The 18,562-nt window shown below is 46.8% G+C and carries 22 protein-coding genes and 1 tRNA gene; 7 read left to right on the top strand and 16 right to left on the bottom strand.

The annotated features are described in order from the left end of the window. Positions 1-73: 73 nt before the first annotated feature. Positions 74-964 carry a signal recognition particle-docking protein FtsY gene (gene ftsY / locus ICN39_RS02630; RefSeq protein ID WP_216232565.1) on the bottom strand — a complete coding sequence of 297 codons (891 nt, stop codon included), beginning with the start codon at positions 962-964 and terminating at the stop codon, positions 74-76. A 63-nt stretch (positions 965-1,027) separates the two neighbouring features. On the opposite strand from ftsY, the gene ICN39_RS02625 reads away from it, so the two are divergent. From ICN39_RS02625 to ICN39_RS02605, 5 genes are read left to right on the top strand one after another with little or no spacing between them, the layout of a single operon-like run. Beyond that, a complete protein-coding gene (locus tag ICN39_RS02625; protein ID WP_216232564.1) occupies positions 1,028-2,392 on the top strand; it encodes a pitrilysin family protein in 1,365 nt (454 codons plus the stop codon). Beyond that, complete coding sequence (locus tag ICN39_RS02620) at positions 2,392-3,729, top strand: pitrilysin family protein (RefSeq protein WP_216232563.1); 1,338 nt, start codon at positions 2,392-2,394, stop codon at positions 3,727-3,729. The genes ICN39_RS02625 and ICN39_RS02620 overlap by 1 nt, the downstream gene beginning before the upstream one ends. A gap of 46 nt (positions 3,730-3,775) precedes the next feature. Next, entirely contained in the window at positions 3,776-4,348 is a 573-nt protein-coding gene (rsmD, locus tag ICN39_RS02615; RefSeq protein ID WP_323482711.1) for a 16S rRNA (guanine(966)-N(2))-methyltransferase RsmD, read from the top strand. Between the two features lie 36 nt (positions 4,349-4,384). After that, positions 4,385-4,882, top strand: coding sequence for a pantetheine-phosphate adenylyltransferase (coaD, locus tag ICN39_RS02610; RefSeq protein WP_072582688.1), 498 nt, complete (start codon positions 4,385-4,387; stop codon positions 4,880-4,882). A gap of 25 nt (positions 4,883-4,907) precedes the next feature. Then, the gene (locus tag ICN39_RS02605) at positions 4,908-5,174 is read left to right on the top strand and encodes a YfhL family 4Fe-4S dicluster ferredoxin (protein WP_215321080.1); all 267 of its coding nucleotides are present in this window, start codon (positions 4,908-4,910) and stop codon (positions 5,172-5,174) included. A 21-nt stretch (positions 5,175-5,195) separates the two neighbouring features. On the opposite strand, the gene pth is transcribed toward ICN39_RS02605, so the two are convergent. From pth to ICN39_RS02575, 6 genes are all read right to left on the bottom strand, one after another. After that, positions 5,196-5,786, bottom strand: coding sequence for an aminoacyl-tRNA hydrolase (gene pth / locus ICN39_RS02600; RefSeq protein WP_215321079.1), 591 nt, complete (start codon positions 5,784-5,786; stop codon positions 5,196-5,198). Between the two features lie 111 nt (positions 5,787-5,897). Continuing rightward, positions 5,898-6,542 carry a 50S ribosomal protein L25/general stress protein Ctc gene (locus tag ICN39_RS02595; RefSeq protein WP_216232562.1) on the bottom strand — a complete coding sequence of 215 codons (645 nt, stop codon included), beginning with the start codon at positions 6,540-6,542 and terminating at the stop codon, positions 5,898-5,900. A 135-nt stretch (positions 6,543-6,677) separates the two neighbouring features. Further along, entirely contained in the window at positions 6,678-7,643 is a 966-nt protein-coding gene (locus tag ICN39_RS02590; RefSeq protein ID WP_216232561.1) for a ribose-phosphate pyrophosphokinase, read from the bottom strand. 53 nt (positions 7,644-7,696) lie between these two features. Beyond that, positions 7,697-7,773 (bottom strand) — tRNA-Gln (locus ICN39_RS02585). Positions 7,774-7,778: 5 nt separating this feature from the next. Beyond that, complete coding sequence (gene ispE / locus ICN39_RS02580) at positions 7,779-8,657, bottom strand: 4-(cytidine 5'-diphospho)-2-C-methyl-D-erythritol kinase (protein ID WP_216232560.1); 879 nt, start codon at positions 8,655-8,657, stop codon at positions 7,779-7,781. A gap of 11 nt (positions 8,658-8,668) precedes the next feature. Continuing rightward, on the bottom strand, positions 8,669-10,156 hold the full coding sequence (locus ICN39_RS02575; protein WP_216232559.1) for an outer membrane lipoprotein LolB: 1,488 nt from the start codon (positions 10,154-10,156) through the stop codon (positions 8,669-8,671). Positions 10,157-10,191: 35 nt separating this feature from the next. On the opposite strand from ICN39_RS02575, the gene mutM reads away from it, so the two are divergent. Together mutM and mutY are read left to right on the top strand one after the other, a co-directional pair. Beyond that, the gene (gene mutM, locus ICN39_RS02570) at positions 10,192-11,028 is read left to right on the top strand and encodes a bifunctional DNA-formamidopyrimidine glycosylase/DNA-(apurinic or apyrimidinic site) lyase (protein ID WP_216232558.1); all 837 of its coding nucleotides are present in this window, start codon (positions 10,192-10,194) and stop codon (positions 11,026-11,028) included. Then, a complete protein-coding gene (mutY, locus tag ICN39_RS02565; RefSeq protein ID WP_216232557.1) occupies positions 11,013-12,158 on the top strand; it encodes an A/G-specific adenine glycosylase in 1,146 nt (381 codons plus the stop codon). The genes mutM and mutY overlap by 16 nt, the downstream gene beginning before the upstream one ends. Here the strand turns inward: mutY and rapZ are convergent. From rapZ to ICN39_RS02520, 9 genes are all read right to left on the bottom strand, one after another. Beyond that, a complete protein-coding gene (gene rapZ / locus ICN39_RS02560; RefSeq protein WP_216232556.1) occupies positions 12,103-12,993 on the bottom strand; it encodes an RNase adapter RapZ in 891 nt (296 codons plus the stop codon). The two genes, mutY and rapZ, sit on opposite strands and share 56 nt — an antisense overlap. A 3-nt stretch (positions 12,994-12,996) precedes the next feature. After that, positions 12,997-13,983 (bottom strand): HPr(Ser) kinase/phosphatase, encoded by a 987-nt coding sequence (hprK, locus tag ICN39_RS02555; protein WP_216232555.1) that lies wholly within the window; start codon positions 13,981-13,983, stop codon positions 12,997-12,999. Continuing rightward, positions 13,980-14,441 carry a PTS sugar transporter subunit IIA gene (locus tag ICN39_RS02550; protein WP_216232554.1) on the bottom strand — a complete coding sequence of 154 codons (462 nt, stop codon included), beginning with the start codon at positions 14,439-14,441 and terminating at the stop codon, positions 13,980-13,982. Before ICN39_RS02550 ends, hprK begins: the two co-directional genes overlap by 4 nt. Positions 14,442-14,474: 33 nt before the next feature. Next, complete coding sequence (gene hpf / locus ICN39_RS02545) at positions 14,475-14,798, bottom strand: ribosome hibernation-promoting factor, HPF/YfiA family (protein WP_012358449.1); 324 nt, start codon at positions 14,796-14,798, stop codon at positions 14,475-14,477. A gap of 193 nt (positions 14,799-14,991) precedes the next feature. Beyond that, positions 14,992-15,759, bottom strand: a complete 768-nt coding sequence (gene lptB, locus ICN39_RS02540) for an LPS export ABC transporter ATP-binding protein (protein WP_216232553.1) — start codon at positions 15,757-15,759, stop codon at positions 14,992-14,994. Then, entirely contained in the window at positions 15,756-16,310 is a 555-nt protein-coding gene (lptA, locus tag ICN39_RS02535; protein ID WP_255532257.1) for a lipopolysaccharide transport periplasmic protein LptA, read from the bottom strand. Before lptA ends, lptB begins: the two co-directional genes overlap by 4 nt. Positions 16,311-16,320: 10 nt before the next feature. Further along, a complete protein-coding gene (lptC, locus tag ICN39_RS02530; RefSeq protein WP_216232551.1) occupies positions 16,321-16,962 on the bottom strand; it encodes an LPS export ABC transporter periplasmic protein LptC in 642 nt (213 codons plus the stop codon). A 3-nt stretch (positions 16,963-16,965) separates the two neighbouring features. Next, positions 16,966-17,538, bottom strand: a complete 573-nt coding sequence (locus tag ICN39_RS02525; protein WP_216232550.1) for an HAD family hydrolase — start codon at positions 17,536-17,538, stop codon at positions 16,966-16,968. Between the two features lie 28 nt (positions 17,539-17,566). Beyond that, entirely contained in the window at positions 17,567-18,559 is a 993-nt protein-coding gene (locus ICN39_RS02520; protein ID WP_216232549.1) for an SIS domain-containing protein, read from the bottom strand. Positions 18,560-18,562 lie beyond the last annotated feature (3 nt).

Here is an 18,562-nt window from a genome sequence, read left to right as displayed (position 1 = left end):
ATCTATTTTAGCACTCTTGTCAAGAGAGTGCTAATGGTTTTGACGTTCTTTTAATGCGCTATAAGCTATTGATTTAATTGAATAATTCAGATGAATATTGCCCTGCTGTAAAGGGGGCTAAATCATTAATCCCCTCGCCTTTACCTAAGGCTAGAACGGCTGGTTTTGGGCCATCTTGTAGGGTGTGGGCGAGGGCGCAGATCACTCCGCCCTTCGCTGTCCCATCAAGCTTGGTAACAATGATTCCAGTGAGGCCAAGAGCAGCATGGAAGGCCTTGACCTGGCTCAAGCCGTTCTGTCCGGTATTGCCATCCAAAACAAGCAGAGTGTGGTGAGGCGCCCCAGGAAGTGCTTTACCAATGACACGTTTTACTTTCTTGAGCTCTTCCATGAGGTTGTCCTGGGTGGCGAGACGGCCTGCAGTGTCAATGATGAGAATATCGTTCTTGCGAGAGATGGCAGCATGAATGGCATCGTGTGCAACGGCTGCTGCATCACCACCTTCTTGAGTAATAACGTCAACCTGGTTGCGTCCACCCCACTCCTGAAGCTGGTTACGTGCCGCAGCTCTAAAGGTATCGCCAGCAGCTAAAAGAACTGACTTACCTTGAGACTGAAAGAGTCGGCAGAGTTTGCCAATAGTCGTAGTTTTGCCGGCTCCATTTACCCCTACAACCAACCACACCTCTGGGGTGTTAGGCTTATCACTTGTAAAGAGTGGGTTTGGTAAAGGTTCAATAGCAGTTAATAGGGCGCTGACTTCTTGAATGAGAAGGGCTTGCAACTCCTCTGGACTAGAAGCCTTTTCAGACTTGGCTGCTTTGCGTAGTTTGGTGATGAGTTGTTCAGTCGTAGGTAGACCCACATCACTTTGAATGAGTGATTCTTCTAAAGTTTCAAACCAAGATTCATCAACCTTGCTTGATTTGAAAAGGGATCCGAGGGTTTTACGTAAGCCGAACATAATCGATACAATTTAAACCTTGCATCTTATCAATTTAATTCTAGGGATATGGTGATTTAGCAGATGCTTTCCAATTTACTCCGAATTTCCTTTTTATTCTTTGTATTTACCCAGCTGACTTGGGCTGCTGGTCCTGATTCAGGAGATACGAATGAGTATCAGCTGAGCAACGGCCTCAAATTGATTGTCAGGGAAGATCATCGTGCGCCAACGGTAGCTCATATGGCTTGGTATCGTGCTGGCTCCATGGATGAGGTCAATGGTAAGACTGGAGTGGCTCACGTGCTTGAGCATATGATGTTTAAAGGCACTGACAAAGTAAAGGCAGGCGAATTTTCTCGCTTGGTAGCCGCGGTCGGTGGGCGCGAAAATGCATTTACCTCGCGCGATTACACAGCTTACTTTCAGCAAGTTGAAAAATCAAAATTAGAAGACGTGATCAAGCTTGAAGCAGATCGTATGTCTAACCTCAATTTTGATGATGCAGAATTCTTAAAAGAAATTCAGGTCATCATGGAAGAGCGTCGCTTACGAACAGAAGACAATCCTAGTAGTTTGCTCAACGAATCATTAATGGCAACCGCTTATATGAGTTCTCCATATCGCCATCCGGTGATTGGTTGGATGAATGACTTAGAGAATATGAAAGCATCCGATGCGCGAGATTGGTATCGCAGTTGGTATAAGCCAAACAATGCAACCGTAGTCATCAGCGGTGATGTGGATGCTAAAAAAGTGTTGAATATGGCGGAGAAGTATTACGGTGCTGCCGCTGCTCATGAGTTGTCAGTGCGTAAGCCACAAATTGAGCCCCCTCAAAAAGGGATTAAGCAGGTTCAGGTAAAGGCGCCAGCTGATAGCGCTCAACTAACCATGGCTTGGAAGGTGCCCCGTATCGAGCCTGGCAAGCTGGATGACCCCGAGCCATATGCCTTAGAGCTTCTGACAGCAGTGCTGGATGGTTATGACAATGCCCGCTTAAATCGCACGCTCGTTAAGCAGGAAAAAGTAGTGAATGATGTGGGTGTTGGCTACGACATGATTTCTCGTGGACCGGAACTATTTTTAATTAGCGCCACTATGGCTAAAGGAAAAACAGTCGATCAGGCTCAGGTAAGCATCCGGAAGGCGCTTGACGAATTAAAGCAAAAAGGGATTCTGGAGTCTGAGCTCAAGAGAATTAAGGTGCGCATTCTGTCTGAGCAAATCTATAAACGCGACTCTATCTTTGGTCAAGCAATGGAAATTGGCAGTACAGAGATGGCAGGATTTTCTTGGAAGGACATCGATTACATACTGGAGAAAATGCAAACCATTACACCTGAGCAAGTGCAAGCAGTTGCAAAAAAATATCTGGTTGATGAGGGTTTGACGATTGCGGTATTGGATCCTCAGGCGCGTCAAGCTGCAGGTAAGGAGAGCAAGTGATGAATCTCTTTGTTAAAGGTATTTCAGTTTGCCTCTTTGCTTTTGGCTTGCTTAGTAACGCGCACGCCATCTTACCGATCGAGAAGTTAGATTCTTATAAGGGTGCCAAGGCATATTTAGTGCAAACCAAAGCGCTGCCGATGGTAGACATTGAAGTGAGCATTGATGCAGGCGATCGCTATGACCCTGCTGGCAAAAGTGGCCTAGCCGATATGGTTGCAGGCCTCATGAATTATGGGGTTAGGGGTAAAAAAGGGGCTCTCACTGAAGCTCAAATAGCTGATGAAATCGCTGATCTTGGAGCCAATATTGGCCTATCGGTGAGCGGTGAGCGAGCAATCTTGCGCATTCGCAGTTTGAGTCGAAAAGACTTGCGCGATAGAGCGGTACAACTAGCCTCTGCTATGTTGAGCGAGCCGACTTACGATTCAAAAATTGTTGAGCGTGAGAAACAAAGAACGATAACAAGTTTGCTTGAGGCAGAAACTAAACCCGAGTTTGTTCTAGAGCGTCGTTTTAAAAAGTCAGTGTATGAAAACTATCCTCTAGCTGATTCGCCAACAATAAAATCAGTTGCTGCTGTAAGCGTAAATGACTTAGTGCAATTTCATAAGCAGTTTTATCGCGGTGATCGCATGATTGTGAGTATTGTTGGCGATGTTGACCGTGCTCAAGCAGAAGAAATCGTTAAAGCTTTGTTAAAGCAGATTCCAGCTTCGGGTCAGCCCATCGCAAAGTTGCCCGAACTCGAGCGCTCTCCTGTAGAGCCTCTGGCGCAACGAGAAATTCAAATTCCTTTTGACTCTCAGCAGGCCCACATTGCCATGGGGATGACGGCGGTTGCTCGCAACAACCCTGATTACTTCCCATTGCTGGTTGGTAACTATGTTTTGGGCGGCGGCGGTTTTGTTTCTCGTTTGATGGCTGAGGTGCGCGAGAAGCGCGGTCTTGCGTACAGCGTGTTTAGCTATTTTATTCCTGGAAAAGAGAATGGCATTTTTCAAGCGGGCCTACAAACCAAGAGTGATCAGGCTGCGCTGGCTTTAGAGGTGATGAGTTCTACCACTGCTCAATTTATTGCTGATGGACCCACTCCATCTGAGCTTTTGGCTGCTAAAGCAAACCTAGTGAATGGTTACCCATTGCGGATTGATAACAATCGCAAGTTGTTGGACAACCTCTCTTCAATTGCATGGAATGGCTTGCCGCTCGATACGATGGATGTATGGACAAAGCAAGTTGAGGCGGTAACTTTGGAGCAGGTCAAGACTGCATTCCAAAAATACCTTGCAATGGATCGTATGAAGATTATTGTATTGGGAGCAAAAAATAAATAAGCCCAATAAAGTAAGCAAGCCTTTAAAGACTGAGCCGCCGAAGAAGGTGCGGATTATTGGTGGTAATTGGAGAAGTCGTTTGCTAACGGTTTTGGACCTGCCTGGCCTACGCCCTACAACTGATCGCATTCGGGAAACGCTCTTTAATTGGTTGGGACAAGATTTAACAGGTTTACGATGCCTAGATCTTTTTGCGGGTACCGGTGCTTTGGGTTTTGAGGCCGCATCAAGAGGCGCTGCATTGGTTGTGTTGCTGGAGAAAGAAAAAAAGGCTTACATAAATTTAACAGCCAATTTTGCTTTATTGCAGTCTTCACCAGCTGCTGGCCTTGTAGAAATTTTGCAGCGAGATAGCCTTGAGTTTCTGAAGCAGCAGGCAGATCGTTCTAGCAATTTAATTTTTATTGATCCACCATTCCAGGATTCGGGTTTATTAGATCGCGCCGTTATTCAGGCAGCTAGGGTTTGTGATGACTCGGCAGGCGGTGGTATTTATGTGGAATTTCCCTCTAGTCGACCACGCGAGGAGGTGGAGGCCCTACTACCGGACTGGCATTGTGGAAAATACTTAGAGGCTGGACAGGTAAAAGCCTGTCTATTTCGGGGTGGAAGAGGCTAAACTCTTGCCTGTAGCCGATAAAGCCTTAGGAACGTTATGACAGTTGCCGTATACCCTGGAACATTTGATCCATTTACTCGTGGTCACGAGGACTTGGTCCGCCGCGCATCGAGCATTTTTACGGAGTTGATTGTGGGTGTTGCCGACAGTCGCAGCAAACGTCCATTCTTCAATTTAGAAGAGCGCATTGCTATCGCCAAGGAAGTACTTGGCCACTATCCGAATGTAAAAGTCGTTGGCTTTACTGGCTTATTAAAAGATTTTGCACGCGAGCATCAAGCGCGCGTGATCGTGCGGGGGTTACGTGCTGTATCTGATTTTGAGTATGAGTTCCAAATGGCAGGCATGAATCGTTACCTGCTTCCTGACGTTGAAACTTTATTCTTAACCCCATCCGATCAGTATCAATTTATCTCAGGCACTTTCGTGCGTGAGATAGCTTCAATGGGTGGTGATGTGAGTAAGTTTGTTTTTCCATCAGTGGAAAAATGGCTCGTCAGAAAAATTGCTTCAGGCACTCAGAATAAAGAGTGACCAAATGAAATTTGGCGAGTAAATCATGGCATTAATGATCACGGACGAATGCATTAACTGCGATGTCTGCGAGCCGGAGTGTCCAAATGATGCTATTTACATGGGTCTGGAGATTTATGAAATCAATCCCGATAAATGTACCGAATGCATAGGTCACTATGATGCCCCCCAATGTCGCCAGGTCTGTCCAGTCGACTGCATCCCATTTAATCCTGAGCACACAGAAACTCAAGAGCAGTTAATGGTGAAGTTCACGCGTTTAACTGCTGCCAAAAAAGCCAATACAGCTTAACTGAGCAGCTTAGTTCAGTAATTAGCCCTTGGAGTGCAACTCCATCATAGCGTTTTGAGTGTCGCCTTTTAAAAAGAGCGGCAAAATTTGCAGGCTATTTTCAATGCTGATATCAATAAGTTTTTGCTCGTCCAATTGAGGTCTACGCAATACATAATCTGCAACATCCATCGGGCGTCCATCACCAGCTAAATCTCTGGGGTGGCCAATGCCTAAGCGTAAGCGCCAATAATCTGGGGTACTTAAATGCGCTTGGATATCTTTCAAGCCATTGTGACCGCCAGTGCCGCCACCTAACTTCAGTCGTGCAGTACCAGGCTTCAAATCCAGTTCATCTTGGACTATCAAAATATCCGCAGGAGTGATTTTGTGAAAGCGGCATAGCGCGCCAACCGATTGCCCACTCAGGTTCATGTAAGTGCTTGGCTTGAGTAAGTAAAGATCTTCGCCTTCCCATTTAGCTTTAGCTACTTTGCCATGAAAGCGTTTTTCAGATTCAAAACGAGTGCTTAGTTGTTTTGCCAAGACGTCAACAAACCAGAAGCCAGCATTGTGCCGATCTTCTTTATGCTCATCTCCAGGATTGCCTAGGCCAACAATTAATTTAGTCATGTTGAGAGTTTAAAGATATAAAAGTATTTCGCCAAAAAAGAGTGAAAACTTAGGGCAATAAAAAAGGCCCGCTTGCGCAGGCCTTCTTGTACAAGCGATTGAGCTAAATAATTAAGCTTTATCTTTTGGCGCCTCAGCTGCAGAGGCTGCGGCTGCTGGTGCAGCAGGCGCGTCTGTAGGCTCAGCACCTTTAACTGCTGGGATACGTGCGTTAGCAAGTACTGGATTCTCTTGCTCAACATGCAATACCAAGGTAACGCCTTTTGGCAATGCGATGTCTTTAGCGTGAATACCGTGTCCAACTTCAATCTTCGCCAAGTCCACTTCAATGAACTCAGGCAAGTCTGCTGGTAAGCAAGAAACTTCGAGTTCGGTGAGGATGTGGCTAATAACAGCGCCTTGCAATTTCACAGCAGCTGAAGTGTCAGCGTTTGTGAAGTGCAATGGAACGCGCATATGAACCTTCTCAGTCGCGGATACGCGCTGGAAGTCAATGTGCAATACCAATGGCTTAAATGGATGCATCTGGTAATCGCGCAACAACACTTTTTGTGTCTTGCCGCTAATTTCCAAATCCAAAATGGATGAGTGGAATGCTTCCTTACGGAGAGCATGGAACAATGCGTTGTGGTCTAACTCGATGACCAAGGCTGGATCTTTACTACCGTAAACGATTCCCGGAGTTTTTCCGGAATTGCGCAGACGGCGGCTCGCACCCGTTCCCTGTACGCTTCTTTCAAAGGCAACTACTTTCATGATGATTTCCTAGTTAAGGTTAATTTCCGTTCGCGACCAAACAGAAAAGCCTTCAATTATATCGTGGGAAAGGATGTTTTCGCCTACAAAAGACTTAAAACTGCCAAAAACCGGGGTAAAACGGTATTTTTTGGCTTATTCAGCAAACATTGACATCACTGAATCACCCTTGCTAATACGGGAAAGAGTTTCAGCTAGTAGCGGGGCTACGGTCAATTGGCGAATTTTGGACACTTTCATTGCTTCTGCGGTCAGAGGGATGGTGTCGGTGACGACGAGCTCATCCAATTCAGAAGCAGCAATACGGGCCACAGCACCGCCTGAGAGCACTGCATGAGTACAGTAGGCGGTAACGCCCTTAGCACCACGCTCTTTAAGTGCTTCAGCGGCTTTACAGAGGGTTCCGCCGGTATCAATGATGTCATCCATGATGACGCAATGGCGGCCTTCTACTTCGCCAATGAGGTGCATTACTTCGGATACGTTTGCCTTAGGGCGGCGTTTATCAATAATCGCCAAATCAGTGCCTAATTGCTTGGCCATTGCACGGGCGCGTACTACGCCGCCAATGTCTGGGGACACAATGATCAGATCTTTTTTGGTTTTTTGCGCTTCTAGGTCAGCTAAAAGAACTGGAGAGGCATAGATGTTATCTACCGGAATATCAAAGAAACCCTGAATTTGGTCGGCATGCAGATCCATTGTCAAAACGCGCTCAATGCCAGCAACTGACTGAAGCATGTTGGCCACAATGCGAGCCGAAATAGCTACGCGAGCAGAGCGAGGGCGGCGGTCTTGACGGGCATAGCCGAAGTAAGGAATCACTGCGGTTATACGGCTTGCAGAGGCTCGTTTCAGGGCATCAATCATGATCATGAGTTCCATCAAGCTGTCATTTGTAGGTGCACAGGTTGATTGGATCACCACGACATTCTTGCCGCGGACGTTCTCTTGAATTTCTACTTGAATCTCACCATCAGAGAATCTGCCAACAAAGGCTTTTCCCATGGGGAGTTTAAGTTCTTTGGCTACAGCCTCAGCCAAAACGGGATTTGCGTTGCCTGTGAAAAGAGTCAATAAATCTGCGTTTGTGGAGGACATAGTCTTAGGGTTTTGTGAGGTCAAAAGGTTATCTTTATCGTTTCTACAGTACTTGGCAGGGGAAGAAGGATTCGAACCTTCGCATGCTGGAATCAAAATCCAGTGCCTTAACCAGCTTGGCGATTCCCCTACAGGTCAATCTGAAGAAATCAAATTGTAAGCGGGATTTTTATTTAGCCCCCGAACAACCCGACCTACCCACCCTTCAGGAAGATTTTGCAGAAGATTTTCTAGTTTTGCGGTATCAGTCTTAGGGTCTAAGACTGCAAAAACGCTACTTCCAGAACCAGACATTCGGGGCTGTGAGCCCGGTACTGCCTGGGTAATCCAATCCAAAGCTTGCTTCACTTCAGGGCAAATCCGCATCGCTACCGCCTGACAATCATTCGATTGATATAACAATGGCGATGCAAGAAAGCCATCAATTGTAATCTGAGCGTGATCTCGGGTCAATTCCGAGTCTTGAAAAATGCTAGCAGTCGCAATCCCTTGATTGGGAAATATCACCAAAAAATCAGGGGTTTGGAGGGAAATTTCTTGAATTTTCTCCCCGATGCCTTCAACAAAGGCATTTTTTCCAAAAATGAAGAAGGGGACATCGGCCCCGAGCTTGAGTCCTAGGGTGCAAAGCGTTTCTTTAGAAAGCTGAAGATTCCAAAGGGCGTTTAGACCAATCAATGTGGTTGCTGCGTCAGAGGACCCGCCCCCCATGCCTGCACCCATCGGAATTTCTTTGTGAAGATCGATTTCAACCCCAGCCTCAATCTTGCAAAAATCTTTTAGTAAGTTTGCTGCGCGAACCACTAAGTCTTGTTCGGGCGGAACTCCGGGAATAGGATTAATGCGGCGCACTTCATTTTCAGAAATTCTTTTTAAGTGGATGGTGTCGCACCAATCAATCAGTTGAAAGACGGATTGGAGTAGGTGATAGCCATCTGCTCTACGTCCGACGATGTGCAAAAAAAGATTGAGCTTAGCGGGCGAACGAAGAGATAAAGAATCGAGTTTCGCCATTGATATTTTGCTTAGTCATTCGGGCGGTCAAACACGAGGCGAATATCAATCGAGCCGATATTCGAGCTGCGTGTCATGGTGAGTTTTTCGAGACGATTGGTGTTGCTCCATGTGTATACCAAGTCCCAGCCATCCTGACTAATTTTGTTCACTTGGCCCTTCGCGTTTCTATCAACGCTTGCTTCACTTCCTGGGCGTACTTCACCTCTTAACCAGTTTGATAATCCGCGCGCAGGAAGTGGTAGGCCCAATGTGTTTTGCATCAAGGTATCTGCATCAATTGCAGTAATTACTTTGCCATCACTTTCAAGAGTGGCTTCACCGGGCGTAATCGTAATTTTTGCAATCGATCCACCCATAGGATTGCGTATCTCTAAAACATCTTTTAAAGCTTCTTGGGTTAAGGTGAAGCCACCGGAGCCGCCTTGGTTTTGTGACTCGGTTAGACCAATGACTTTGACGGCAAAACGTCCATCCCATGAGCCTTTAGAGGATTGATCATCTCTTGTCCAGTCTGGCTTTAAGCGCTGTAAGGTTTCTTTCAGGGTTGGATTATTAGCGTCTAATTTTTGTCCCTGACGCCATATATCTTCAGCTTCAGCGCGACGATTCATGACCCACAATACTTCACCAGTATGACCAGCAATATCAGCTTCTGGTTTCATAGCGAAGGCTTGTTGTAATTGCTCTAACGCAAGGGCGTTTTTACCAAGACGAAAATTCACCCAGCCTAAGCTGTCCAAAATAAAACTATCTTTTGGAGACAGTTGATGTGCTTTGCTGATGAGTGCAAATGCTTCTGGCAATTTCATATTGCGATCTGCTAGTGAGTAGCCGAGAGCATTAAGAGAATTCACATCGTTTGGGTTCTTGCGCAAAATGTCACGCAAGGTTTTTTCCATCACATCCATGCGACCTACTTTTTCAGCAGACATGGCATAGGTGTAAAGCAGGCCAGGATCTTTAAGTGGAATCTTGACAGTCGATGCGATTTCATAAAAAGCGCGCAAGGCGTCTGACTCATCTTTTGCTTTAGCAAGCAATGTTTGTAATTGCAAAAGAGTGTTTTCTTGTTCAGTGGGAGTTTGTTGGCGCAATAAGGCAATTGCGGGCTTGATAGCATCAGACCAACGGTTACTTAAGATCAGCAGTGTTACTAGGACTTCTTTAGGTTTGGTGTCTGAGGTTGGCGAGAGTTCATCCCAAGTTTTAGCTGCTTGCATGGCTAAGTCTGGGGAGCCTCCTGCAATCGCAATTTCCATGGCTCTTTGAGCAAGTCTTGGATCCTGGTATTGCCGCGCCATCTCCAAATAGGTGTTGTAAGCCAGGCCAGCCTCACCCCGCTGCAGGGCGATTTCGGAGGCGAGTACCTCAAAGACGGCCTCACCGGTTTGTAATCCATTTGCCTGGGTCTGGGCATGGGCTGATGAAATGACTCCACCAGCCAAGGCCGCCAGGAATAAACCCTTTAAAAGGGGTTTCAGTGTGAATTTACTCATAAGCACATTCTAATCCGCGAATCTACAATCCATTTATGCCAGAACTTCCAGAAGTAGAAGTCACCCGATTAGGAATCGCCCCCCATCTGGAGGGGCGTAAGGTCAGTGCCGTCAAAATTATTGATGGACGTTTGCGTTGGCCAGTACCTGCAAGCCTCTCTAAAAGCTTACCTGGGCAAAAAGTGCACGCCATTGAGAGGCGGGGGAAGTATCTTTTATTAGAAATGGATACGGGCTACTTGTTGATTCATTTAGGGATGACGGGAACTTTGCGTGTCCTCCCAAGCTCAGATCCTCTCAAGATTCATGATCGAGTAACGCTGGAGTTTGGTAAGTTGAGTTTGCGTCTGCATGACCCACGAAAATTCGGCGCAGTCTTATGGCACCCCAAATCAAAAGGTCCTATTGAAACGTTTGCGCTATTGCAAAAGCTAGGAGTTGAGCCATTTTCTCCAGAATTTGCGGGTGAGTTGGGCGCAGACATTTTGTATCAAGCGTCACGTAAGCGCAGTGTTGCTGTAAAGCAGTTTCTTTTGGCGGGGCAAGCGGTTGTCGGTGTCGGCAATATTTATTGTTCTGAAAGTTTATTTGAGGCGGGTATTCATCCAGCTAAAGCCGCAGGAAAGCTGACCAAGCCACAATGTTCTCGTCTGGCTGAAGCGGTAAGATTGATTTTGAAAAAAGCCATTGCAGCCGGAGGTAGTAGTTTGAAAGATTTTGTGAACAGCAATGGTGATCCTGGACACTTTATGGTTCAGACCAAAGTCTATGACCGCAAAGGCCTGCCGTGTAAGGTTTGTAAGTCACCCATTAGTCAGATAGTGCAGGGTCAACGTTCCACCTATTTCTGCGCTCAATGTCAAAAACGCTGACCAACACATTTGCAACAAAGCTCGTTGCTTGGCATGCGGTCAGTGGGCGCTCAGGATTGCCTTGGCAAGGCAATCGCGACGCTTATGCAGTGTGGGTTTCAGAAATCATGTTGCAACAAACTCAGGTAGCCACTGTCTTAGAGCGCTACCCACGTTTTATGAAACGTTTTCCAACGGTTAAAAAATTAGCCACTGCTGACATTGACGAAGTATTGGCTGAGTGGGCAGGCTTAGGTTATTACTCGCGAGCTAGAAATCTACACGCTTGCGCAAAGCAAGTCATGACAGAGTTCGATGGAAAGTTTCCACGTGATCCTATCTTGCTTGAGCAGTTGAAAGGTATCGGCCGCTCTACTGCAGGTGCGATTGCTGCTTTTGCTTTTCATGAGCGTGCTCCTATTTTGGATGCTAATGTGAAACGCATTCTGGCGCGTTTATTCGGAGTTGAAGGCGCAATACAAGATAAGCGGGTCAATGATCGTCTATGGGATTTAGCGGTTGATTTACTACCAACTAAGCCTACGGATATGCCGGTGTACACCCAGGCTCTGATGGATTTTGGAGCTACTTGGTGCACATCGCGCAAACCGGTGTGTTTGGGGTCTGAAAAAAAATGCCCCTTCGCAAAAGACTGCCAAGCCAATTTAAGCGATCAAGTGCTTTCGCTTCCGCAAAAAACCAAGAAGACAAAGTCCCCAGAATTTAATTGCAATATGTTGTTAATGCGCTCGGGTAATTCCATCCTCTTGCAAAAGCGGCCAAGTAAAGCCATTTGGGGCGGTCTTTGGTCTTTGCCTGAAGGGTCGTGGACCCCTAGAGTGTCTAGTGCTAAAGATGTCCAGATAAGCCCGCAGGAATTATTTGCAGCTACATTGCCTGAAGAAAAATTTGCAGCGCTTGCAAAGGTATGTCAATCCATAAAGCAGGCCGAAGAAATTAAGCATGTCTTTACGCACAGACGTTTATGGATGCAGATATGGCAGGCAAACACTCCGAAAGAGTCGGCTTTCTCAAATCCAGATCTGAAGTGGGTACCCTTGACTCAGCTAGGGCGCTATGGCTTGCCGCAGCCGATTAAGCTTTTGCTACAGGGATTGAATCTAGTTCGCGGTGACGATCTAAAAAATTAAGCTGCAAGTCAATGAGATCTTTTTGGGCGCGAAAGTGTTCGCTCAGGCGGCCTACGAGATAGACGGAGCGATGTTGCCCGCCAGTGCAGCCAATGGCAACTGTTAAATAACTGCGGCCGTCAGCAATGTAATGAGGCAACCACTTGTTAATAAATTGGGTGATGTCTGATTCCATGCTCATGACCTCTGGAATTTTTTCTAAGAATTCCTTCACAGGCTTGTCATTGCCAGTGAGCGGCCTGAGCATTTTGTCATAGTGAGGATTTGGTAGACAGCGCACATCAAACACTAAGTCCGCTTCGCTGGGCACACCCTTTTTAAAGCCGAAGGATTCAAATACTACGGTAAGGCCTACAGGCTTGTCTTTGAGAAGATCCTGAATCCAGGAGCGCAATGCATGCGCAGGCAGATTGCTGGTATCAATGCTGTGCGCTTGGGCGCGCAAAGGCTCTAGCAAATTACGTTCTTTATCGATTGCCTCAATCAGAGTTGCTGATTGAGGCTGCTTGGCATTGGTAGATAAAGGATGGCGGCGACGGGTTTCCGAGAAGCGTTGCACCAAGGTATTGGTATCGGCATTCAGGAAAACTACTCTTACCTGATGATTTTTGCGCAAGTTCTCCAGAATGGACGGTAAGTTTGCAATGGATTGCCCACGACGAGCGTCTATGGCAACTGCAACTTGCTCACACTTTTCTTTTTCAAGAGTAGAAATAAGGTTTTCTAGAAGCGAGACGGGAAGATTGTCTACGCAGTCATAGCCCGCGTCTTCAAAAGCCCTCAGGGCTACTGATTTACCTGAGCCTGAGATTCCGGTAATCAGATTGATCTGCATGGTTTAGAGTAGGCGCCCTTGAGACTTTGAGGATTCTGACTCAGCATTCATCTGAACACGTTGACGCTCAATAAACTCTTTTAAGGTATCGATACCGCGCAATTGCAAAATAGTATTGCGTACAGCGGCTTCAACTAGTACGGCTAAGTTGCGACCAGCAGCCACCTGAATTTTGACTGTGCGAATGGGAACACCCAGTACATCAATATGTTGGGCTTCAAGGGGTAGGCGTTCGAATTCGCCATCGGTTCTGCGAACGAGCTGAACAATGAGGCGTAGTTTTAATTTACGGCGCACTGCTGTTTCACCAAAGATGGTCCGAATATCCAGCAATCCCAGTCCACGCACCTCAAGCAAGTTCCGCAATATAACGGGGCAACGACCCTCAATGTAATCGGACCCAAGGCGTGCAAAGTCAACCGCATCATCGGCTACCAATCCATGCCCACGAGAAATGAGTTCAAGGCCTAGTTCACTTTTGCCGAGGCCTGATTCACCAGTGAGGAGTACACCCAAGCCCAGAATGTCCATGAAGACACCATGCATGGTAATTTGAGGTGCACCAATTTTGGTTAAGTAAATTCGTAAATGATCAATTACTTCCGCAGCAGAAATTGCAGTGGTGAATAGCGGTGTTGAAGATCGCTGGCAGAATAGTTGTAAGTCTGGATCTGCGCTCTTACCATCAGCCACAATGACACAAGGAGGCATCTTGGAGATCAAGCTGGCAATTTGCTCTTGCCTTTGTTTTGGTTCTAGATCTGCGTGATATTCAATCTCTTGTTCACCGAAGATTTGAATACGACTTGGGTGAATGAGGTTTAAGTGACCCACTAAGTCTGAGCTGGCTGCTGCGACTTTTACAGCTTCTGGCGGGAAGGTGCGGTCTGCGCCTTCGAGACCGCCGATCCAGGACAGCTTTAATTCTGAAACGTTGTCATCAAAAATCTGCTGAGCAGTTACTCCCTCTAGGAGTAATGGCTGAGTCATTTTGCTGTACCCCAGTTTTGTAAGAGTTCACAAACCTTTAAGGGGTCTGCAGTAGACGATAAGGTCTGGCGAGCATCAGCATCTGACAGTAGCTGAGCAATCGAAGACAAAATTTCTAAATGTTGTTGGGTGGCTTTTTCAGGCACCAGCAAGAAAATCAAGATGGACACCGCTTCACCATCCGGAGCTGCAAACTCAATTGGGTTTTGCAGCCGCATAAAAGCTGCACTTGGTTGCTTTAAGCCTTTCACGCGACCGTGAGGGATGGCTACACCTGCGCCGAGGGCGGTGGAGCCTAGATCTTCACGAGCATTGAGGAACTCTATAACGGAGTTGGCTGTGATTCCTGTTTGTTTAGAAAACAGTTCTCCAGCGGCTGCAAATGCATCAGCCCTGCTTGTGGCAGAGACGTCCAATGCAATGCAGTCGGGAGTAAAAAGATTGGTCAGGGCATTCATGTGAATTGATTATAGGTGTCCTGACAAACTTCATCACTCAAAATGCTTTTCGTGATGATGATCTTGGATCTTTTCTTTGTGTTTAACAACTTGACGCTCTAGCTTATCAACCACTGCATCCATAGCGTGATAAAGGTCGGCATTGTGTGCTTCAGCGAACAGATCTTTCCCTTTGAGATGAATGGTGATCTCGGCGCTTTGACGGAGGTCCTTCTCTTTGGCCTTGTCCACTACCAGGAATGCAGACGCATCAATGACGTGATCGAAGTGCTTACGAATTTTGGCTAGCCCCGCCTCAAGATGAGAGCGCATGGCAGGGGTAACTTCCACATGACGGCTATTAATTTTTAAATTCATTAGCGACTCCTTTTATAGATGCTATAGATGCGTGCGCATGATCATGCCTGGGGTGCGCAGCAAGCCCCTGAAATTTTTTGTGCTGTTTTTTTTGGAAAATAAACCATGAACCTCCAGCGTATCAGTGAATGTGCTGAAAACCAATAGGGAAGTGCAATTTTTATTACTTTAGAAGCGCGAAACCTTGATTGGCTTACATCCGGAAGTTTTCGCCCAGATAGACTCTACGGACAGCATCGTTCTGAATAATCTGATCAGGCTTACCTTCGGCCAATACGCTACCTTCGCTGATGATGTAAGCGTGGTCACAGATGCCCAGGGTTTCGCGGACGTTGTGGTCGGTAATGAGCACTCCAATTTGGCGGTCCCGCAGGAAGCGCACAATGCGCTGGATTTCCCCAACGGCAATAGGGTCAACACCGGCAAAGGGCTCATCTAGCAAGATAAATTTTGGTTGGGAAGCTAGGGCCCTAGCAATTTCTACCCGCCTCCGTTCGCCACCCGATAGGGATAGGGCTGGGTTATTGCGCAGATGACTAATTTGGAGTTCACCTAAAAGTTCATCTAGGCGGTTGGCAATTTCGGCTTTAGTCAGAGGCTTGCCACCTTGAGCTTGAAGCTCTAGGACTGCCTGAATATTTTCAGCGACATTGAGCTTTCGAAATACAGAGGCTTCTTGCGGCAAATAAGAGAGCCCCATTCGGGCGCGCTCATGAATAGGTAAATGCGTAATATCTGCGCCATCTAAAACAATGTTTCCACCATCGAGCGGGACCAACCCAACAATCATGTAGAAGGAAGTGGTTTTGCCAGCTCCATTCGGACCTAGTAGACCTACAACTTCACCACATCTGACTTGTACGGATACGTCGCGAACTACGGTTCTAGTGCCATAACGTTTTTGTAGGTTATGGGCACTTAGTGTGGGCGCGTTATCGATGTGGGTTAAATCCTCAGTCATTTCTCTAGGGTTGCTTTTCGTCTTGGTGAAAGAATGGCTCTTGCTAAGGGCAGATCATCCGGTTTTGCATCTTTAGGGGGCGTGACACGATAGTACTGCTTTACATCATCGTACTCAATTTTCCAGCCCTTTAATTGATCAAGCATTTGCATATTGAGCAAACGCTTCAAGCTGGCGTCGCCTGTCAGCGTCAGATACTCTGTCTTGGCGTCATAAGTAACCTGGGCGCCACGTCCTTGCATGAATTCATCTGCAAGGCCTTCACGACGTTGTCTAAAGCTCGCTACCGCTTCGGGAGTGCCCACGACATCGATAAACTCATAACCCTGTGAATCCACTTCGATATGGCTATCCTCGCCAGTAACAATAATGCTGCCTTTGATGAGTAGCACCTGACCATTGAGGTCATAGATTTGCTTAACGTCGTTTACAGAAACTTTCTCTGCTTCCAAAATGACGGGTTTATCTTGGTCTGCTTTTTCCGCGAACGACAAAGATGCAATGGAGAGTCCGAGGCTCAAGAGCGCAAGGCGAACAAATAAAATTTTCATCGATGCCATTTTATTGCTGGCCCCGCGGAGCACGCTCAATACGTCCTTTGACTTGGCCGCTGAGGACCATACTTTGTTCGACGTTGTTAAATACGCCACCTTCAGTGGAGTTCATGATTGACATTCCCTGCTCAAGGGTAATTGGTCGATTCGTTTCAATAATGTCATCGTTAATGAGTACTTTGAAATAGCTTGAACTGGCCAACATTCTTAAAGTCGCCGGCTGTGATGCAGTTGCTTCTTGAGCCGGGCGAAAGATACTGGCGTTATCGTATAAATCGAGAATGGTGAGATCACCATCGATGTGCCCGGTATCTGACTTAACGGTTACTGGTGCTTTTTCAGCTTGGAACAGACGCATGCGAGGCGTCAGGATATCAATAGATGCATCGTCATCGTAGTGAGTGACTTTGACGCCTAAAACACGGTATTTGGTATTACCCAATTCATTTAGGGCGGATAGTGCACCATCTTTAATGGTGTAGTCAGGCTCATGTAAGCGGACGCGCTCTAGAGGGGATTTTTCTGGCGGAGTATTTTTTTGGACCAGCCAAAAAGTTGCCAGCGTGAGTGCCCCCATCAAAATCAAGGGCAGCAGGCGCAACAGGGCGCGACCGATACCAACTTTAATTTGCTGAGGCTTTAACTGCATTGCTTAGCTACAAGCTTTAAGAAGTAATTCTTCGTAGCGATTTTGGGCTTTGAGAATCAGGTCACATACTTCACGTACTGCACTATTGCCACCATTGCGAGTTGTCACTAAATGGGAAAATTCTTGAACAGCTTCATGACCTTGTGCTGGGCAAATTCGAAAGCCTGCATTTTTCATCATTTGCATATCTGGCCAATCATCACCCATAACGGCGCAATCGGCAGTAGTCAGCCCTAGAGATTGAACAACCTCTTTCAAGGCAATAGCTTTGTTTTCAACACCCATATGAACATGTTTTATGCCAAGCTCTTCACAGCGCGCTAAAACCATTTTGGAATTTCTGCCAGTAATGATGGCGGTCGGAATGCCGCACTGCTCTAATAATTTGATGCCTAAGCCGTCTTGAATATCAAAAGCTTTTAACGATTCTTTGCCGTCGGCGCCAATCCAAACTTGTCCATTTGTTAATACGCCATCAACATCCAATACCAAAAGTTTTACTTGACCTGCACGCTCCCAGGCTTGTGGATATTGAGCTAGAGGATTGGTGTTATGGGTATTAAAAGCACTAGGCATAAAGGGGCAGCTCGATTGCTAATAGAAATTAAATGACTTTGGCTGCAAATAAATCATGCAGATTTAATGCGCCCAATAAATGACCTTGGATATCTGTGACTACTAGATGATTGATGCGGTGTTTCTCCATCATTTCGATCGCTTCTTCGGCAAGCAGCTCTGCTGGAATAGTGCGAGGATCGGCAGTGGTTGCGCTCTCGAGTTTGATGCCTCCAAGGTCGGTAGTTTTTTCCAGGAGGCGACGCAAGTCACCGTCGGTCAAGATGCCAAATACTTTTTTGTTGGCATCTAGGATTACCACCATACCCATGCGCTTTGAGGTCATTTCTAGCAAGGCATCTTGGAGTGATGCATCGATGGAGATCTTAGGTGTGTCTGCAAGGCTGCGCATCACTTCGCTGACATGCATCAATTGCTTACGACCTAATCTGCCACCAGGATGCGAACGAATAAAGTCTTCAGCTTCAAAACCTCGAGCGTCTAGTAAAGCAACGGCCAATGCATCACCCATAGCTAATGCAGCTGTGGTGCTGGTAGTAGGAGCAAGGTTTAAAGGACAAGCCTCTTTTTCAACGCTGGTATCTAGATGCGCATCTGCCAATTTGGCAAGAGAAGAATTTGGGGCGCCAGTGAGGGCAATGAGTTTTGCACCAGTACGCTTCACGATCGGAACAATCGTTAAAAGTTCGTCGGTCTCGCCAGAGTTAGAAAGGGCGACAAAAACATCATCCCTTGTGACCATGCCTAAGTCACCATGGCTAGCTTCAGCAGGATGAACAAAAAATGCCGGGGAACCGGTGGAGGCAAAGGTGGCAGCAATTTTGCGGGCAATATGACCCGATTTACCGATTCCAGACACGACGATTCTGCCTTTGCAGCCATGCAAAAGCTCAACCGCCAGCACGAGGGCGTCAGCGTTGGCGCCCTCCAGGCGATCACGCATGGTTTGCAGTGCAGCAGCCTCAATAGTGAGGGTGTCGCGCGCAAGCTTTAGGGTACGTTCACGAGTCTTAGCTATCATCGA

Origin of the sequence: Polynucleobacter sp. AP-Reno-20A-A9, assembly GCF_018882085.1 — a bacterium.
In the GTDB taxonomy this organism is placed as follows: Bacteria; Pseudomonadota; Gammaproteobacteria; order Burkholderiales; family Burkholderiaceae; genus Polynucleobacter.
The sequence above is the reverse complement of the archived record's forward strand: the minus strand, read 5'-3'. Positions and strand labels throughout refer to the sequence as shown.

Coding starts and splice junctions, on each gene's coding strand:
- ftsY (WP_216232565.1), bottom strand. CDS start 964: ATGTTCGGCTTACGTAAAACCCTCGGATCCCTTTTCAAATCAAGCAAG.
- ICN39_RS02625 (WP_216232564.1), top strand. CDS start 1,028: ATGCTTTCCAATTTACTCCGAATTTCCTTTTTATTCTTTGTATTTACC.
- ICN39_RS02620 (WP_216232563.1), top strand. CDS start 2,392: ATGAATCTCTTTGTTAAAGGTATTTCAGTTTGCCTCTTTGCTTTTGGC.
- coaD (WP_072582688.1), top strand. CDS start 4,385: ATGACAGTTGCCGTATACCCTGGAACATTTGATCCATTTACTCGTGGT.
- ICN39_RS02605 (WP_215321080.1), top strand. CDS start 4,908: ATGGCATTAATGATCACGGACGAATGCATTAACTGCGATGTCTGCGAG.
- pth (WP_215321079.1), bottom strand. CDS start 5,786: ATGACTAAATTAATTGTTGGCCTAGGCAATCCTGGAGATGAGCATAAA.
- ICN39_RS02595 (WP_216232562.1), bottom strand. CDS start 6,542: ATGAAAGTAGTTGCCTTTGAAAGAAGCGTACAGGGAACGGGTGCGAGC.
- ICN39_RS02590 (WP_216232561.1), bottom strand. CDS start 7,643: ATGTCCTCCACAAACGCAGATTTATTGACTCTTTTCACAGGCAACGCA.
- ispE (WP_216232560.1), bottom strand. CDS start 8,657: ATGGCGAAACTCGATTCTTTATCTCTTCGTTCGCCCGCTAAGCTCAAT.
- ICN39_RS02575 (WP_216232559.1), bottom strand. CDS start 10,156: ATGAGTAAATTCACACTGAAACCCCTTTTAAAGGGTTTATTCCTGGCG.
- mutM (WP_216232558.1), top strand. CDS start 10,192: ATGCCAGAACTTCCAGAAGTAGAAGTCACCCGATTAGGAATCGCCCCC.
- mutY (WP_216232557.1), top strand. CDS start 11,013: ATGTCAAAAACGCTGACCAACACATTTGCAACAAAGCTCGTTGCTTGG.
- rapZ (WP_216232556.1), bottom strand. CDS start 12,993: ATGCAGATCAATCTGATTACCGGAATCTCAGGCTCAGGTAAATCAGTA.
- hprK (WP_216232555.1), bottom strand. CDS start 13,983: ATGACTCAGCCATTACTCCTAGAGGGAGTAACTGCTCAGCAGATTTTT.
- ICN39_RS02550 (WP_216232554.1), bottom strand. CDS start 14,441: ATGAATGCCCTGACCAATCTTTTTACTCCCGACTGCATTGCATTGGAC.
- hpf (WP_012358449.1), bottom strand. CDS start 14,798: ATGAATTTAAAAATTAATAGCCGTCATGTGGAAGTTACCCCTGCCATG.
- lptB (WP_216232553.1), bottom strand. CDS start 15,759: ATGACTGAGGATTTAACCCACATCGATAACGCGCCCACACTAAGTGCC.
- lptA (WP_255532257.1), bottom strand. CDS start 16,310: ATGAAAATTTTATTTGTTCGCCTTGCGCTCTTGAGCCTCGGACTCTCC.
- lptC (WP_216232551.1), bottom strand. CDS start 16,962: ATGCAGTTAAAGCCTCAGCAAATTAAAGTTGGTATCGGTCGCGCCCTG.
- ICN39_RS02525 (WP_216232550.1), bottom strand. CDS start 17,538: ATGCCTAGTGCTTTTAATACCCATAACACCAATCCTCTAGCTCAATAT.
- ICN39_RS02520 (WP_216232549.1), bottom strand. CDS start 18,559: ATGATAGCTAAGACTCGTGAACGTACCCTAAAGCTTGCGCGCGACACC.